At 73.2% G+C, this 15,869-nt stretch carries 13 protein-coding genes; 10 read left to right on the forward strand and 3 right to left on the reverse strand.

The window, feature by feature from the left end; genetic code table 11:
• Positions 1-85 precede the first annotated feature (85 nt).
• The 3 genes from TU31_RS29720 to TU31_RS29730 all read right to left on the reverse strand — a co-directional run bounded on the left by TU31_RS29720 (position 86) and on the right by TU31_RS29730 (position 2,763).
• A complete protein-coding gene (locus tag TU31_RS29720; RefSeq protein WP_042160263.1) occupies positions 86-505 on the reverse strand; it encodes a hypothetical protein in 420 nt (139 codons plus the stop codon).
• A 176-nt stretch (positions 506-681) separates the two neighbouring features.
• Positions 682-1,446: a VOC family protein gene (locus TU31_RS29725; RefSeq protein WP_042160667.1), complete on the reverse strand. Its 765-nt coding sequence runs from the start codon at positions 1,444-1,446 to the stop codon at positions 682-684.
• A 168-nt stretch (positions 1,447-1,614) separates the two neighbouring features.
• On the reverse strand, positions 1,615-2,763 hold the full coding sequence (locus TU31_RS29730) for an FAD-dependent oxidoreductase (RefSeq protein ID WP_042160265.1): 1,149 nt from the start codon (positions 2,761-2,763) through the stop codon (positions 1,615-1,617).
• Between the two features lie 336 nt (positions 2,764-3,099).
• Here TU31_RS29730 and TU31_RS29735 point away from each other — a divergent pair, with 336 nt between their 5' ends.
• The 10 genes from TU31_RS29735 (at position 3,100) to TU31_RS29780 (ending at position 15,854) form a co-directional block, all read left to right on the forward strand.
• The gene (locus TU31_RS29735) at positions 3,100-4,110 is read left to right on the forward strand and encodes a FecCD family ABC transporter permease (RefSeq protein ID WP_042160267.1); all 1,011 of its coding nucleotides are present in this window, start codon (positions 3,100-3,102) and stop codon (positions 4,108-4,110) included.
• A complete protein-coding gene (locus tag TU31_RS29740) occupies positions 4,107-5,177 on the forward strand; it encodes a FecCD family ABC transporter permease (protein WP_042160269.1) in 1,071 nt (356 codons plus the stop codon). Before TU31_RS29735 ends, TU31_RS29740 begins: the two co-directional genes overlap by 4 nt.
• Positions 5,174-5,986: an ABC transporter ATP-binding protein gene (locus TU31_RS29745; RefSeq protein ID WP_042160271.1), complete on the forward strand. Its 813-nt coding sequence runs from the start codon at positions 5,174-5,176 to the stop codon at positions 5,984-5,986. Before TU31_RS29740 ends, TU31_RS29745 begins: the two co-directional genes overlap by 4 nt.
• Before the next feature lie 63 nt (positions 5,987-6,049).
• A complete protein-coding gene (locus TU31_RS29750) occupies positions 6,050-7,057 on the forward strand; it encodes an ABC transporter substrate-binding protein (protein ID WP_042160273.1) in 1,008 nt (335 codons plus the stop codon).
• Positions 7,058-7,145: 88 nt separating this feature from the next.
• A complete protein-coding gene (locus tag TU31_RS29755) occupies positions 7,146-8,336 on the forward strand; it encodes an ATP-grasp domain-containing protein (RefSeq protein ID WP_042160276.1) in 1,191 nt (396 codons plus the stop codon).
• On the forward strand, positions 8,333-10,150 hold the full coding sequence (locus TU31_RS29760) for an IucA/IucC family protein (protein WP_042160278.1): 1,818 nt from the start codon (positions 8,333-8,335) through the stop codon (positions 10,148-10,150). Before TU31_RS29755 ends, TU31_RS29760 begins: the two co-directional genes overlap by 4 nt.
• Positions 10,147-11,457, forward strand: coding sequence for an MFS transporter (locus tag TU31_RS29765; protein WP_042160280.1), 1,311 nt, complete (start codon positions 10,147-10,149; stop codon positions 11,455-11,457). The genes TU31_RS29760 and TU31_RS29765 overlap by 4 nt, the downstream gene beginning before the upstream one ends.
• Positions 11,445-13,226: an IucA/IucC family protein gene (locus tag TU31_RS29770; RefSeq protein WP_042160282.1), complete on the forward strand. Its 1,782-nt coding sequence runs from the start codon at positions 11,445-11,447 to the stop codon at positions 13,224-13,226. Before TU31_RS29765 ends, TU31_RS29770 begins: the two co-directional genes overlap by 13 nt.
• Positions 13,223-14,458 (forward strand): type III PLP-dependent enzyme, encoded by a 1,236-nt coding sequence (locus TU31_RS29775; RefSeq protein ID WP_042160284.1) that lies wholly within the window; start codon positions 13,223-13,225, stop codon positions 14,456-14,458. The genes TU31_RS29770 and TU31_RS29775 overlap by 4 nt, the downstream gene beginning before the upstream one ends.
• Positions 14,459-14,621: 163 nt before the next feature.
• Positions 14,622-15,854, forward strand: a complete 1,233-nt coding sequence (locus tag TU31_RS29780) for an NAD(P)/FAD-dependent oxidoreductase (RefSeq protein ID WP_042160286.1) — start codon at positions 14,622-14,624, stop codon at positions 15,852-15,854.
• The last annotated feature ends 15 nt before the right edge of the window (positions 15,855-15,869 follow it).

Raw genomic sequence — 15,869 nt, forward strand, 5'->3', positions numbered from 1 at the left:
GCGGCGGGCCGCGCCGCTGCCGCACACACACGAAGGCCCGGTCCGGTACCGCTGTGGCACCGGACCGGGCCTCCCCGGGGCTCCATCAGCCCACGACGTGCTTCGCCGTGTGCTTCGGCTGCACCCGGTTGCGGTGAACGTCCTTGCAGTACTTGACGCGGCCGCTGTTGGTCACGTACTTCGCCGAGACCCAGGTCGCCCGCTCCTCGCGGGTCAGGTACCAGACGGAGTTGCCGCCCACATTCTGGGTGCGCACCTTGCACACCAGGCCGACGTGCGCGCGGTGGCGGAGGTAGCCCCGTACCGACGAGTCCGTGCTGGGGTACTGACGCTCGCTCAGACCCGCCTTGGCGGTGACCACGCCGTAGGGCTTCGGGGGGCCGGGCGTCGCCTGTGCCGGGGCCGCGGCGAGCAGCGTCGCGCCGAGGGCGACGGCCGTGGCCAGTGCGCCCGTACCGGCGACGAGCCGCCTGCCTCGGGCCACGAGGATGTCGGTCGTGGACATAGGGGGTCTCCTGTTCTTGACGCGCGATGCCACCCACTGGTGAGAAGTGGACATTACGCGCAAACCGCCAGTGGAATGTGGTGCAACGACGAACAGGCCGCCGATCGTGTGACGCCGCGCCTGCGCCCGGCTCACGGGCCCTCGCCGCCCGGTGCGCGCACCGGGGAGACCGGGCGTCAGCCCTCGGTGCCGACGCGGTGAATTCCGAACGAGGCCCCCTGCGGATCCCGGATCACCGCGACCTTCGGCCCGTGCGGGACCTCCGTCGGGGGCACCAGCAGCATCCCGCCGGACTCGGCGGCCCGGGCGGCCGTCCCCTCGACGTCCGCCACCGCGAAGTACGGGAGCCAGTGCGCCCTGATGTCCTCCGGGTAGAACTCGTCCAGCGCACTCAGGCCACCGAAGTCGGCGCCGTCGAGGCCCCACTGCGGATAGTCCTCATGGGTGCCCACGGTCCAGCCGAAGACCGTCGTGTAGAACGCCTTGGCGGCCTCGGAGTCCCGGGTGGCCAGCTCGACCCAGCCGAGGGAGCCCGGCGCGTTGAACACCGCGGCACCGGCGAACGAACGGGCCTGCCACACCGAGAAGACGGCGCCCTCCGGGTCGGCCAGTACGGCGAAGCGGCCCGCGTCGAAGACGTCCATCGGCCCGCTCAGCAGCCGGCCGCCCGCCTCGGTGACCGCCGCGGACAGCGCATCGGCGTCCCGGACCGCGAACGAGACGGTCCAGGCGGTCGGCTGACCGGGGGTGTGGAGCGGGGTCAGTGCGGCGACGGGGGCCTCCCCCAGATACAGCGTGGTGTAGCCCCCCGCCTCAGGGCGCGGATCGGTCTCGGCGCACCAGCCGAAGACCTCGCGGTAGTACACCTTGGCGGCAGCCACGTCCGAGGTCCCCAGCTCCACCCAGCAGGGCGCGCCGGGCGTGGGCTCAGTCATCTTCACGGTGTGTTCCGTCCCTCCGCGCCGGGCGATGGCCGGGCGGTGCCGCACTCGTGTCCGTTCGCCGCGGATCCGGTCTCCGTACGCTGCCGATCGTCCGATGGGCACGGCGGGGCCGCAACCGGAGGGCGGCCGTGGTGCCGGCCGGGCGCGGTGGCGGTCCCGCCGCCGTCACGGTTCGCGTCCGGCGCGCAGAAAGCGCAGCGCGCTGTCCGGGGCGTCGGGGGCGAAGGCCTGGGCCAGGGCGCGGGCGGCGTGGTCGGCGGCCTGCGCGGCGCGGGGCAGCAGGGCGGATTCGTAGGCGCGTACCGCCGCGTCCGGGTCGCTGTCCTCGGCCAGTGCCCGGGCGAGTTCACAGCCGTCGAGCATGGCGAGGCCGGCGCCCCCGCCGGCGAACGGGGTCATCAGATGCGCGGCGTCGCCGAGCAGGGTCAGGCCCGGGGTGTGGTTCCAGGTGTGCGGCACCGGCAGCGCGAACAGCGGGCGGTTGACGAACCCGCCGTCACTGTCCCGCAGCAGCGCCAGCAGCCGGTCGTCCCACCCGGCGAACCCGTCGAGCAGTACGGCGCGCACGGCCTCGGTGTCCGTGATCCGCACACCGGCCGCCAGCGCCCAGTCCTGGGAGCCGCGGAACCCGGCGTACACGAGGAGGTGGCCCCGGCCGTGCCGCCGGGCGAGCAGCCCCTTGCCGGCGGACAGCGCCAGCATGCCGCCGTCGCCGACGAGACGGGCGAGGTCCGGGTGGCGGCCGTCGGCGTCCTCGATCCCGGTCTCGACGAAGGTGACACCGGAGTAGTGGGGAGTCTCTTCGGAGAGCATCGGCCGCACCCGGGACCAGGCTCCGTCGGCGCCGATGACCAGGTCGAAGGTCTCGGTGTGGCCGTCGTCGAACTCGGCCTTGTGGCGGCCGTCGCCGAGCGGGTGCAGGGTGCGCAGATAGCTGCCCCAGCGCACGGTCCCGGCGGTGAGGGAGGCCAGCAGCAGACGGCGCAGGGCGGCCCGGTCGACCTCGGTGCGGTCGGGCCCGCCGGGGGCGGGGGCGTCCTGGAGGAGCACGGTCGCGGTGTGGTCGAGCAGCCGCAGCTCCCGTCCGGCGGGGCGGGCGACGGCGGTGAACTCCTCGTACAGTCCGGCCGCCCGCAGTGCGGTCCGAGCGGTCGTCATCCGCAGTTCCAGGGCGCCGCCTTGCGGATCGGGGGCGGCCGGTGCCTCATGGGCGAAGACGGTGACCGGTACGCCGCTCCGCTGGAGCACCCGGGCACAGGTCAGGCCGCCGGGTCCGGCACCGATGATCGCGATGCGCGGAGTGGTGGGGTGCATGGCGCTCCTCGGCCGGGCGGAACCACAAGATCCCCTCACCAGAAAAACACGGTGCCTCCGCACCTGCAATGGAGGCGCTCTCGGGGTGTATCAACCCGGAGGCGTCATCGGCTCTTGACGCGTCCTCATCGAGGAGGGGAGGGGTCGGGCGGCGTGGGCGGCGGCAGGGAGGGGTAGAACACCCCAGGTCGGAGCCCTGAGCGCCGCAGTGGATGCCAGTCGCCCGACAAAAGGGATAGTTGACCGTTTACCGAACGCGCGCTTGCAGTATTAGGTATGCCTAACCTAATGTAACGACGCGTGTCGACGACCAAACCTCCTGCCACCGCACCCCCTGTGCCCGATGCGCGTCCCGCCGCGAAGGTCCTGCGGCGTGTCCCGCTGTTCGTGGCCGGGCTCGGTGCGCTGGCGGTCTGTGCCGCACTGAGCCTTGCCCTCGGCGCCCGCTCCGTACCGCTGTCCACCGTCTGGGACGCGCTGACCGGTGCCGCCCACGGGCCGGACGCCCTGGTGGTGACGGGGCTTCGGGTACCGCGGACCGTGGTGGCGCTCGCGGTCGGCGCCGCGCTCGGGGTCGCCGGAGCGGTCGTCCAGGGCATCACCCGCAACCCGCTCGCCTCCCCGACCACGCTCGGCATCAACGCGGGCGCGGGCTTCGCGGTGGTCACCGCGATCTACGCACTCCATCTGACCCGCCCCGTGCAGTACCTCTGGTTCGCGTTCGCGGGCGCCGCGGCCGCCGCGCTGTTCGCCCAGGCACTGGCCCGGCGCGCCGGCGACCTCGACCCGGTGCGCCTCGCGCTGGGCGGCACCGTGCTGCAACTCGTGCTGCTGTCCTGGACGTCGACGGTCATGCTGGCCAGCAAGCGGTCGCTGGACGAGGCCCGGTTCTGGCTGGCCGGTTCGCTGGCCGAGCGCCCGCTGGAGGTGCTCTACCCGGTGCTGCCGACCCTGGTGATCGGGCTGGTCGTCGCGCTGGCCCTCACCCCTGCCCTCAACGCCCTGGCGCTGGGCGACGATTCGGCGCAGGCGCTGGGCGTGCCGGTGTCGCGGATCCGCACCGTCGGCGGCCTGGCCGTCGTGCTGCTCGCCGCGTCCGCGGTGGCCGTGGCCGGTCCGCTGGCCTTCATCGGGCTGGCCGCACCGCATCTGGTCCGCCAGGTGCTGCGCACCTCCGACCACCGGGTGCTGGTGCCCGGCTGTCTGATCGCCGGTCCGCTGCTGCTGCTCACCGCCGACATCCTCGGACGGCTCGTCATCCGGCCGTCCGAGCTTCAGGTCGGCATCATCAGCGCGTTCCTCGGCGCGCCGCTGCTGGCGCTGCTGGCCCGGAAGGTGGCCCGATGAACGACGTCGTACGGAGCGCGAAGCCGCTCGGCTCCCCGTCGCCGGCCCCGGCCGCCGGACGCCGGCCCGGACGCGGCCGGACCCCGCTGCTCGCGCTCGCCGGTCTGGTGGTGCTTTTCGCGCTGGTGACGGTGTCCGTGGCCAACGGTGAGATGCCGCTGCCGCCCGTCGAGGCGGTCAAGGGGCTGTTCGGTGCCGGTGAGGCCGGCACGGTGCTGGTGGTCCAGGAATTCCGGGCCCCGCGGATGGTCGCGGCGATCGTCGCGGGAGCGGGCCTGGCCGTGGGCGGTGCGCTGTTGCAGCGGCTGTTCCGCAATCCGCTCGCCTCCCCCGATGTGATGGGGGTGACCGGCGGGGCCTCGTTCGGCGCGGTGGCGATGCTGGCCGCCGGGGCCTCGCAGGCGATGATGCCGCTGGCCGCGCTCGGCGGCGGGCTGCTGGCCGCGGTGCTGCTGGGAGTGTTCGGCGGGCGCTCCGGTACCAGCGTGACGCGCCTCGTGCTGGTCGGTCTCGCCGTACAGGCCGGCCTCTCCGCGGCGGTGAGCTTCATGGTCGTCAGCTTCCCCACCGAGCTGGCCGGTTCGGCCCTTCAGTGGACCACGGGCTCGGTGTACGGGCGGACCTGGACCGAGGTGTGGTCCGCTGGCGGGGCGGTGGCCGTGGGGCTCGTCCTCGCCTTCGCCCTGCAGCGCCGGCTCGCCGTCCTCGACCTGGGCGACGACTCGGCCGGCACGCTCGGCCTGAACACCCACACCGCCAGGCTTCAGATCCTGGTCATCGCCATCGTGCTGGCCTCCCTGGCCGCCGCGCTGACCGGACCGGTCGCCTTCGTGGCGCTGGCCGTGCCGCACATGGTGCGGTTCCTCGCCGGGCCGCCGACCGCCGGGACGCTGGCGCTGTCCGCCCTCGCCGGTGCCGTACTGCTGCTCACCTCCGATCTGGTGGCGCAGTATCTGCTGCCCGTCGGCGGCCTGCCGGTCGGAGTGGTCACCGCCACTCTGGGCGCGCCCTGGCTGCTGGTGCTGATGATCCGTCAGAGCAGTTCCGTGAACAGGAGTGTCCGATGACCGCCAACCAGCTCTCCACCCACGGACTCGACCTGCGCTACGGCGACCGTCTGATCGTCGGCGGCCTCGACCTGGTGCTGCCCGGCGGCGCCGTCACCGCCGTCGTCGGCCCCAACGCCTGTGGGAAGTCGACCCTGTTGCGCGGGCTGACCCGGCTGCTGCCGCCGGCCGCCGGCACCGTCGCGCTGGACGGCGCCGACATCCACCGGATGCCGGCCCGTGCGCTGGCCCTGAGGATGGGGCTGCTGCCGCAGCAGCCGGTCACCCCGGACGCGATCACCGTCGAGGCGCTGGTGCGGCTCGGCCGCTACCCGCACCAGCGGCTGCTGAGCCCCTGGTCGACGGCGGACCAGCAGGCGGTGGAGGAGGCGCTGCGGCGCACCGGCACCGAGGAGCTGCGCCACCAGCCCGTCGACCAGCTCTCCGGCGGCCAGCGGCAGCGCGCCTGGATCGCGCTCGCGCTGGCCCAGGACACCGATCTGCTGCTGCTCGACGAGCCCACCACCTTCCTGGACCTGCGGCACCAGCTCGATGTCCTCGACCTGGTCGCCGCGCTGCACTCCGAGGCGGGCCGCACCGTGGTGATGGTGCTGCACGACCTCGGACAGGCCGCCCGCTACGCGGATCATCTCGTGGTCCTCAAGGACGGGCAGCTGGCGGCGGCCGGCGCCCCGGCGGACGTACTCGACGCGGAGCTGGTGAAGTCCGTGTTCGACGTGGACTGCCGGGTGATCCCCGACCCCGAGACCGGTACCCCGCTGGTCGTCCCCAAGGGCAGCGCGAAACGGCACACCGCCGTCACCGCCTGACCCGAACCCGCTCTCCCCCACGAGCACTTCCCTTTCCGCTCCCCTGAAGGAAGTCGAGCCCTCATGTTCACGAGATTTGCTGTTCCCGGCCGCCGGCTGCCGGCCGCCCTGCTCGCCGCCACCGTGGGCGCCGCGACCCTGACCGCGTGCGGCGGCGGGGCGTCCAAGGACGACGACGCGGCGAAGGGCGGCGCCGGCTTCCCGCGCACCGTCAAGAGCGTCCAGGGCGGCTCGGTGAAGATCCCGGCCAAGCCCAAGCGCGTGGTGGTCCTGGACACCGGTGAGCTGGACGACGTCACCACCCTCGGCATCAAGCCCGTCGGCGCGGTCTCCCCGCACATGAAGACCGAGGGCGGCTTCCCCAAGTACCTCAAGGACGAGATCGGCGGCGTCAAGGACGTCGGTCCGCTGCTGGAGCCGAACCTTGAGAAGATCGCGATGCTGAAGCCCGATCTGATCCTGTCCTCCAAAGTCCGGCACGAGAAGATCTACGACAAGCTCAAGGCCATCGCGCCGACCGTCTTCACCGAGACCACCGGCGGCCCCTGGAAGGCCAATCTGAAGGTCCACGCCAAGGCCCTGGGTCTGGAGAAGGAGGCCGACCAGAAGCTGAAGGCGTACGAGAGCCGGGCCAAGGCGCTGGGCGAGGCCATCAAGAAGAAGAACCACGGCAAGATGCCGTCGGCCTCCGTGGTCCGCTTCGTCGCCGGCCCGACCCGCCTCTACCAGAAGTCCTCCTACAGCGGCGTGGTCCTCAACGACATCGGCCTGGCCCGGCCGAAGTCCCAGAGCTCCACCGACCCGGTCAAGACGATGCTCGACGTCAGTCCGGAGCAGATCGACAAGGCCGACGCCGACCTGGTGTTCGTGACCGTCGCGGACGACCCGGACAAGACCCAGCAGAAGGACGTCACGTCCAACCCGGTCTGGAAGGACCTGAAGGCCGTCAAGGACCACAAGGTCTACAACGTGCCGGACGAGACCTGGATGTCCGGTATCGGCATCCAGGCGGCCGAGCACATGCTCGCCGACGTGGCGAAGGCCGCCGGCGTGCCGCTGCCGAAGGGCTGACGCCCTGGGCAGTGGCCCCTACCCCACCGGGACCACTGCCCTCCTGCCCTCTTCGCCCCCCACCCCCGACCCCGAAGGGGCCCCGCTCATGCGGATGTATCTGCTCGCCCTCAACCCCACCGACTCGGTCACCGAGGGATTCCTGCCCGCCGCCGCCCGCCTCGGCCTCGACGTCACGATCCTGACGGACCAGCCCCCGGCGCACCGGGACGTATCCCCCCAGACCGAGGTCCTGGAGTGCGACGTCCATGACTTCCGCGCCGTCATCAACCGAATAGCCACCCACCACCGCGCCGACGCGGTCTTCACCAACAGCGACCATCTGCAGACTCAAGCAGCCCTGGCCGCCGACTACTTCGGGCTGCCCGGCAAGGACTGGCGGGCCGCGCTGCGCACCAAGAACAAGGGCGAGATGCGGCGCCATCTGGCCGTCTCCGGCATCGACGCGGTGCGGTCCGTGGAACTCGCCGCCGGGCAGGACCCGTCCGCGTTCGCCGCCGCGGACCTGCCCTATCCCGTGGTCCTCAAGCCCCGCGAGGGCGTGGCGAGCGAAGACGTGATCCTGGCCGGGGACCCCGAGGAGCTGGTGACACGCGCCAAGGAGATCCAGGCGCGGCGCCCCCACGCGGCGCTGCTGGCCGAGGAGTTCCTCGCCGGTGAGCTGTACACCCTGGAGACGATCGGCGACGGCCGGATACGGCATGTCCTGGGCGGCTTCCACACCACCGTCTCCCCACCACCCGTCTTCATCGAGGAACGGCTGGACTTCGTCGCCGCCCCGCCGGAGCCCGTGATCGCACAGGTGACGGCGCAACTCGACGCGCTGGGCGTCGGGTTGGGCGCCTGTCACACGGAGTACGTGGTGCACGAGGGCCGGGCGAGGCTCATCGAGGTGAACTACCGCGTCATCGGTGACCAGTGCGACCTGCTGCTCGCCCAGCTCCTGGACATCCCGCTGTTCGAGCACATCCTGCGGGCGCATCTGGGCGAGCCGCTGCCCGCGGATCTCGGTGCGCGGCGCGACGGCGCGGGCCGGGTGGACAGCCCCCTCGCCGACCGCGCGGGCACGCTCACCGCAGCGCCCGCCGCCACCGACCGGACGGTGGACGGCGTACGGCTGACGTACCGGCCGCTGCGCGCGCTCGGCGAGCGACATCCGTACTACGGCACCAACCGCGACTACCTCGGCTTGCTGCGGGTCACCGGCACCGACCGCAGCGCCGTGGACCGGGTGGCGGACGGCTTCCTCGCCGCGGAGCGCTGGGAGATCACTCCGTGAACACCGCACTCGCCAGCGCCGAGGGCCGCTCCCCGCACCGGACCGGCGACCCCGCCGGAGCGGAGGAAGAGGCCGAGCTGCTGCTGCGCGTTCTGGGCGCGCTGCTGCGCGAGGACGTGGTCGGCCTGCGCACCCGTGGCACGCTGCTGGAGCGGCCGGACGGCCCCTGGCTGCGGCTGCCCGCCGACGAGACCGCCGGGGCGCTGCTGCTGCCCCTCGGCGAGGACGGCTACCAGAGCGTGTACACGGCGCGGCTGCCGTTCCTCGTGCGGGAGTCCGACGGCGCCCGGCTGACCACGGTCGACGAGGTCCTCACGGCGCTCCACGCGCTGGCCGATCCGGCCGACCACGAGGGCTTTGAGGCCTTCGCCGAGGAGTGCCGCCAGACCCTGGCGACGATGCGGCTGCACACCCGGACCCGGGACGAGGCCGAGGATGAGCTGAGGGTCCGTCATGGCGCGGACCCGGCCGACTGGCTGGGACTGAACGGCGGCCTGGCCCACGACACGCTCGCCGCCCGGCTCGACCACCCCGTCTACCCGACCGCCCGCGGCCGGTCCGGTCTGACCGAGGCCCAACTGCGCTCCTACGCACCCGAGTTCCGTCCGGACTTCGCGCTGCGCTGGCTCGCCCTGCCGCGTGCCGCGGTCACCCTTCCGGGCGGCGAGGCGACGCTGCCCGCCTGTTGGCCGACGCCTGCCGAGCTGGGCCTCGCCCACCTCGACGACAGCCATCTCGCCCTCCCCGTACACCCGTTGACGCTCGGCGAACCGCTGGACGGTGCGCTGCGCGAAACGGGCCTGGCGGGCGACGCGCTGCTGTCCGAGCGCGCCGTGGTCGACGTCGTCCCCACCCTGTCGATGCGCACCGTGGCGGTGGACGCCGATCCACGGCTCCATCTGAAGCTGCCGCTGGCCACCGCCACACTGGGCCTGCGGAACCGGCGCACCATCAAGCCCCGTACGCTCATCGACGGCGCGGAGGGGCAGCGGCTGCTGGAGACCGTGATCGCCCGCGAGCCGCGCTTCCGGGAGTCGGTCCTTCAGGCCGACGAGACCGTCTACGCGCACGCCGACCACGAGCTGCTGACCGTGCTGTGCCGCCGCTACCCCGCAGGACTGGACGGCAGTGCCGTGGTGCCGATGGCCGCACTGCTGAGCCGGGCGCCCGGCGGGCGGCTGGTGATCGACCACCTCGCGGACCGCTTCTACGGCGGCGATCCGCTCGCCCTGCTGGACGCCTGCCTCACCCTGCTCTTCGACTGGCAGACCACGCTCTTCGGCTACGGCATCGCGCTGGAGTCCCACCAGCAGAACATCTCGCTGGTGTGGGACCGCACGGCGAACGGCACCCGGCTGCGGCTGCTGTTCAAGGACAACGACGGGCCGCGGATCAACGCCGCCCGGCTGCGGGACAGGCTGGGAGCCGACGCCCCGGACCCATCGGTCTTCGCCGACCCACGGATCTTCGCCGAGAGCGACCGGCCGGTGCTGGACCTGTTCGCCACCATCACCGTCCATCTGTGCGCGGGCTCGTACGCCTTCGGACTCGCCCGGCACGGACGGGCGCCGCTCACACGGCTGCTGGGTCTGGTCCGCGACCGGCTCGCCGAGGCCGCCGAACGGCTGGGCACCGCCCCGGGCGAGCCGGGCGCCGCGCTGCGCGCCTACGTCCTGGACGCCCCGCACCTCCCCGTCAAGGCGATGGTGAGCGCCGGGACGCTGCTCTCCAAGGAGCGTTCGGGCGCGGCCGACATCAACAAGCACTACACCACCGGCCCCAACTACCTGCTTCCGACGGGGACTTCCCGATGAGGACCACCACTTCTCGCCAGGTCGAACCGGCCGTCGTCGAAACCAAGGACCGCCCGGGCCTCGCCCGCCGCCAGGTGCACGCCGTGGCCGGCTGCTACTTCGTGGCGTCGTTCGCCGCCCTCGGACTGCCGCCGTACCTCACCGAGATCCTGCCCGAGCTCGGCGACGGCGCCGCCCGCTGGGCCGGACTGCTCTACATCGTCCCCACCATCTTCGGGGCCGTCGGCGCACCGCTGTGGGGGCGGCTCGCGGACCGCTTCGGCCGCAAACGGCTGCTGCTGCGGGCACAGTTGGGGCTGGCGCTGGCATTCCTGCTGGCCGGCTGGGCCGACTCGCTGGGCACGTTCGTCGCGGCGCTGGTCCTCCAGGGCATCCTCGGCGGCACCTTCGCCGCGTCGAACGGGTATCTGGGAGCGGCGCTCGAAGGCAACGCACTGTCCCGGGCGCTCACCCTGATGCAGGGCAGCGCCCGTGCGGCACTGGTCTTCGCCCCGATCGTGGTCGGCTCGCTGACGCCGTGGCTGTCGCCGCACCGTCAGTACGCCCTGCTGGCCGTGCTGCCGCTGACCGCGGCCGTGATGCTGGCGGCGCTGCCGGAGCCGCCGCGGATCCGGACCGGCGCACCGCAGGCCGCCACCGCGGAGGTCGACGCGGACGGCACGTCGGCGGTGGAGCCGGCCGCGGCCGAGGCCGCAGCCGCCGAGCCCTCCGGGCGGGCCCCGCTCTCCTCGCTGCGCGCCCTCTACGCCCTGGAGTTCGCCTTCGTCTTCTCCACCGTCATCTCCTTCCCCTACCTGATCTCCCTCATCAAGGAGCGGATTCCCGGCACCGGCCCCATGGTGTCCGGCGTGCTGTTCGCCCTGCCCCACATGTGCTATCTGGTCGCGGCGATGGCGGTGCACGCCGTCTTCCGCACCCGCCCCCGGCTCGGCATCGGTCTCGGCTTCGGCTGTATCGCGCTCGGTCTGGCCGGGCACGGCCTGGTGGACTCCCTCACCGGCTTCATCGCGGTCCGCCTGGTTCTCGGTGCCGGGCTCACCCTCGGTCTGGTCTGTCTGTCCGTACTGGCCGCGGACTGCGCCAAGGGCCGGGCCCCGGGCGGGCTGTTCGGCTCGATCGAATTCTTCTCCAAGGCCGGCGCGGTCGCCGCCGGTGTGGCCGCCGCGGCCGGCAACGACTGGTTCGGCCCCGCCGCGCCCGTCCTGACCGGCACCGCGATCGCCCTGGTCACCGTCCTCGCGACCGCCGCCCCTGTTCTGCTCTCCCGCCTCCCCCGCACCCGCAGGAGCCCGCGATGCCTCCGCTGACCAATTCCCCCGGCCCCGCCGTGGCACCCGCCGCCCCCGCCGGTCCGCCCACCGCCGACCAGGCCGTGGCGCACACCCTGCTCAACTGCCTGCTGCGCGAGGTGTCCGGACCCGAGCACCAGACCGCTGTCGACAACGGGCAGCTGCTGATCCGGCTGCCGCGCCGCGGTGTACTGCTGCGGGTCGCGCTGCGCCGTACCTCGCTGCTCGGCGCGCACCGGTTCACCGGCCCGGTGTCCGAACAGACCGCGGACGGCTGGGCCGAGGCCGGCTGGCGCCGGCTGGCCGAGTACGTGCACGCCGAGCTGTCGTTGCGGACCGGCGTGGACAACGAGGAGTTCCTGGCCCAGATCGCCTCCAGCCACCAGGCCGTCTCCGCGGCGCTGGCGGCCCGTACGGAGCGGCACCCGGCCGCCGGGGAGCAGAACCCGGAGGACTGGCAGACCGCCTATGTCACCTCCGAGCAGTCGCTGATCCTCGGCCACCGCTTCCACCCGACTCCCAAGGCCCGCACCGGTGATCCCGCCGCCTGGCAGTCGTACGCGCCCGAGACCGGGGCCGCCTTCCCGCTGCTGCTGCTCGCCGTGCGCGAGGAGCTGATCGCCGAGGAAGCGGCCGACGAGGGCGCCACCGCCCCGCTGGACGCGCTGCACACCGAGGTGCCGGACGGCTACCGGCTGCTGCCCGTCCACCCCTGGCAGTACGAGCTGCTGCGTGACCACGCCGGTCTGCGGGAGGCGCTGGACCGCGACGACATCCGCGTCCTGGGCAGCGGCGGGGCGCCGTTCGCCGCCACCGCGTCCGTGCGCACGCTCTACGACGGCGAGGCGTTCCTCAAGTTCAGCCTGAACGTCCGGATCACCAACTGCCTCCGGAAGAACGCCAGTTACGAGCTGTCCGGGGCGGTGGCCCTCACCCGGCTGCTGGCGCCGGCGCTCGCCGATCTCGCCACCCGGTTCCCGGGCAGCGCGGTGCTGCGGGAGCCCGCCTACCGCAGCCTGGCGCTGCCCGGCGCCGACGGCCGTCCGGACACCGAGCTGCTCGAAGGGTTCGGCGTCATCGTCCGCGAGGGTCTCTCCCAGCGGCTGCTGCCGGGTACCACCCCGCTGCTGGCGGCCGCCGTCGCCGACGAGTACCCCACCAGCCCGGCCCATGTCTCCCGGCTCCTGGACGACGCCGGACCGCAGGCCGCACTGGACTGGTGGGCCGCCTACCTCAATCTGCTGCTCCCGCCGGTGCTCGCCGCCTACTTCGACCACGGCCTGGTGCTGGAACCGCACCTCCAGAACGTGCTGGTCTGTGTCGACGGCGACGGGATGCCCGCCCAGGTCCTCTTCCGTGACCTGGAGGGCACCAAGCTGGTCCCCGAGCACCACGCCGAGCTGCTGGCGTCGCTGCCCGGGCGGGTCGCGGCCCCGATGACCTACGACGCCCAGCGCGGCTGGGACCGGGTCGTCTACTGCCTGCTGGTCAACCACGTCGCCGAGATGCTCGCCGCGCTCGCCGATCTGCACCCGGGCACCGAGGCGGAGCTGTGGGCGCAGGTGCGCCGCACCCTGCAGACCCACGCGGACCGGTACGGCTGCCCGCCGCGGCTGGCCGCCCTGCTGGCCGGTGTCCCGCTGCCCGCCAAGGCCAATCTGCTCACCCGCTGGGAGCGCAAGGCCGACCGTGAGGCCGGCTATGTCCTGCTGCCCTCGCCGCTGGCCGAGGCCGTTCTGTCCGGTGCCGTGCGCGCCGACGACACCACCCCCTGGAGCACCCGATGACCACCCCCGGCTTCGCCCCCACCGCCGCGGTCCGCGACCGCGTCCAGGGCCTCGCGCCCGAGGAACTGCCCGCCTACGTCTACGACCTGACGGCGCTGCGCGCGCATGCGGCCGAGGTCCGGGCCGCACTGCCCGAGCGCGTGGAGCTCTACTACGCGGCCAAGGCCAACCCGGAGCCGGGGATCCTGGGCGCGCTGCGCCCGTACGTCGACGGCTACGAGGTCTCCTCGGGCGGCGAGCTGGCGCATGTCGGCAAGGCCGTACCCGGCGCCCCGCTCGCCTTCGGCGGTCCTGGCAAGACCCCCGCGGAGATCGCCCAGGCGCTGGAGTGCGGTGTGGAGCGCTTCCATGTGGAGAGCCTGTACGAGCTCCGCATGCTCGCGAGTCTGGCCGGCCGGCTCGCCCCGGAACGCCGTATCGCGGTGCTGGCACGCTTCAATCTGCCGGTCGACGACGGTTCCCTGGACGGCAGTTCGCTCGCCATGGGCGGCCGCCCGACCCCCTTCGGGCTGGACCCCGGCCAGGCCGGTGAGGTCGTCGCGCTGCTCACCGACGGCACCTACCCGCACCTCGAACTCCGCGGTGTGCACGCCCACTTGGCCAGCGGCCTGGAGGCGCCGGAGCAGCTGGCCGTGGCGGAGGCGATCGTGACCTGGGCCGCCGGACTGGCCGCGGAGCACCGGTTCCCCCTCTCCGAGGTGGTCGTCGGCGGTGGCATGGCCGTCGACTACGCCGCCCCGGAGCGCCGTTTCGACTGGACCGCCTACGGCGCGGGCCTGGCCCGGCTCGCCGCGGCGCACCCCGGCCTCACCCTGCGGATCGAGCCGGGGCGGGCGCTCACCGCGTACTGCGGCTGGTACGCCACCGAGGTGCTGGATGTGAAGCACAGCCACGGCGAGGAGTTCGCCGTGGTGCGCGGCGGCACCCACCATCTGCGGACCCCCGCGACCAAGGGCCACGACCAGCCCTGCACGGTGCTGCCGTCCGACACGCCCTGGCCGCACCCCTGGCCGTGGCCGGCGGCGCAGGGCGGCCTGGTCACCATGACCGGGCAGCTGTGCACCCCGAAGGACGTGCTGGCCCGCGCGGTCCCGGCGCCGGGGCTGCGGGCCGGTGACCGGGTGGTGTTCGGGGTGGCCGGGGCGTACGCCTGGAACATCTCGCACCATGACTTCCTGATGCATCCGCGCCCGGGCTTCCACTTCCTCGACGGTGCCGCAGGGGAGGTCTGAGGCAGCCCTCCGCCCGGCGCTCCCTCGCAGTCGTACGGGGTGCACGGCAGGTCCGCCACCCCCGCGGGACCGGAGTGACGGCCACACCATCGGCGGTGCCTGCCGGGGCCCCGGGCGGGAACGGATGACGGGAAACCGATCGTCCGAAGGAGCTGAGCGGGACATGGGCCGGAACACGGCATTCTTGATCGCGGGAGCGGGGCTGGCCGGCGCCAAGGCCGCGGAGACACTGCGCAAGGAGGGCTTCGACGGCCCACTCGTGCTGCTGGGCGACGAGCGCGAGCGGCCGTACGAGCGGCCGCCGCTGTCCAAGGGCTATCTGCTGGGCACCGCAGAGCGGGAGACGGCCTACGTCCATCCGCCCGAGTGGTACGCCGAGCACGAGGTCGAGCTGCGTCTGGGCCAGGCCGTCACCGCGCTCGACCCGGCCGGCCATGAGGTGACCCTCGCGGACGGCAGCCGGCTCGGCTACGCCAAGCTGCTGCTGGCCACCGGCTCCACCCCCCGCCCGCTGCCGGTGCCCGGCGCGGACCTCGACGGGGTCCACTACCTGCGGCGGCTGGCGGACAGCGACCGGCTCAAGGAGGTCTTCCGGTCCGGGTCCCGGGTCGTGGTGATCGGCGCGGGCTGGATCGGCCTGGAGACCGCGGCCGCCGCGCGGGCCGCCGGGGTCGAGGTGACCGTGCTGGAGGCCGCGGCGCTGCCGCTGCTGCAGGTCCTGGGGCCCGAGGCCGCCCGGATCTTCGCCACCCTGCACACCGATCACGGGGTCGAGCTGCGCTGTGGTGTCCAGGTCGCGGAGATCACCGGCACGGGCGGTGCGGTGGACGGCGTGCGGCTGGCCGACGGCAGTCTGATCGGGGCCGACGCGGTCATCGTCGGCGTCGGGATCACCCCGAACAGTGAGCCGGCCGCCGCGGCGGGGCTCAAGGTCGACAACGGTGTCGTGGTGGACGAGCGGCTGTGCTCCTCCCACCCGGACATCTTCGCGGCCGGCGATGTCGCCAACGCCTACCACCCGCTCCTGGGCCGGCAGCTGCGCGTCGAGCACTGGGCCAACGCCCTCCACCAGCCGCAGACCGCCGCCAGGGCGATGCTGGGCCAGGACGTCCGCTACGACCGGCTGCCGTACTTCTTCACCGACCAGTACGACCTGGGCATGGAGTACACCGGATACGCCGAACCGGACGGCTATGACCAGGTCGTCTTCCGCGGGGACACCGATGCCCGGGAGTTCATCGCCTTCTGGCTCTCCCGGGGACGGGTGCTGGCCGGGATGAATGTGAATGTCTGGGACGTCACCGGGCCGATCAAGGCACTGGTGCGGAGCGGGCAGGCGGTCGACCCCGGGCGGCTGGCCGATCCGGCCGTGCCGCTGGACTCCCTGGTGCCCTGAGCGGCGGCCGCCGCC

This window comes from Streptomyces lydicamycinicus, assembly GCF_000829715.2.
Lineage (GTDB): Bacteria > Actinomycetota > Actinomycetes > Streptomycetales > Streptomycetaceae > Streptomyces > Streptomyces lydicamycinicus.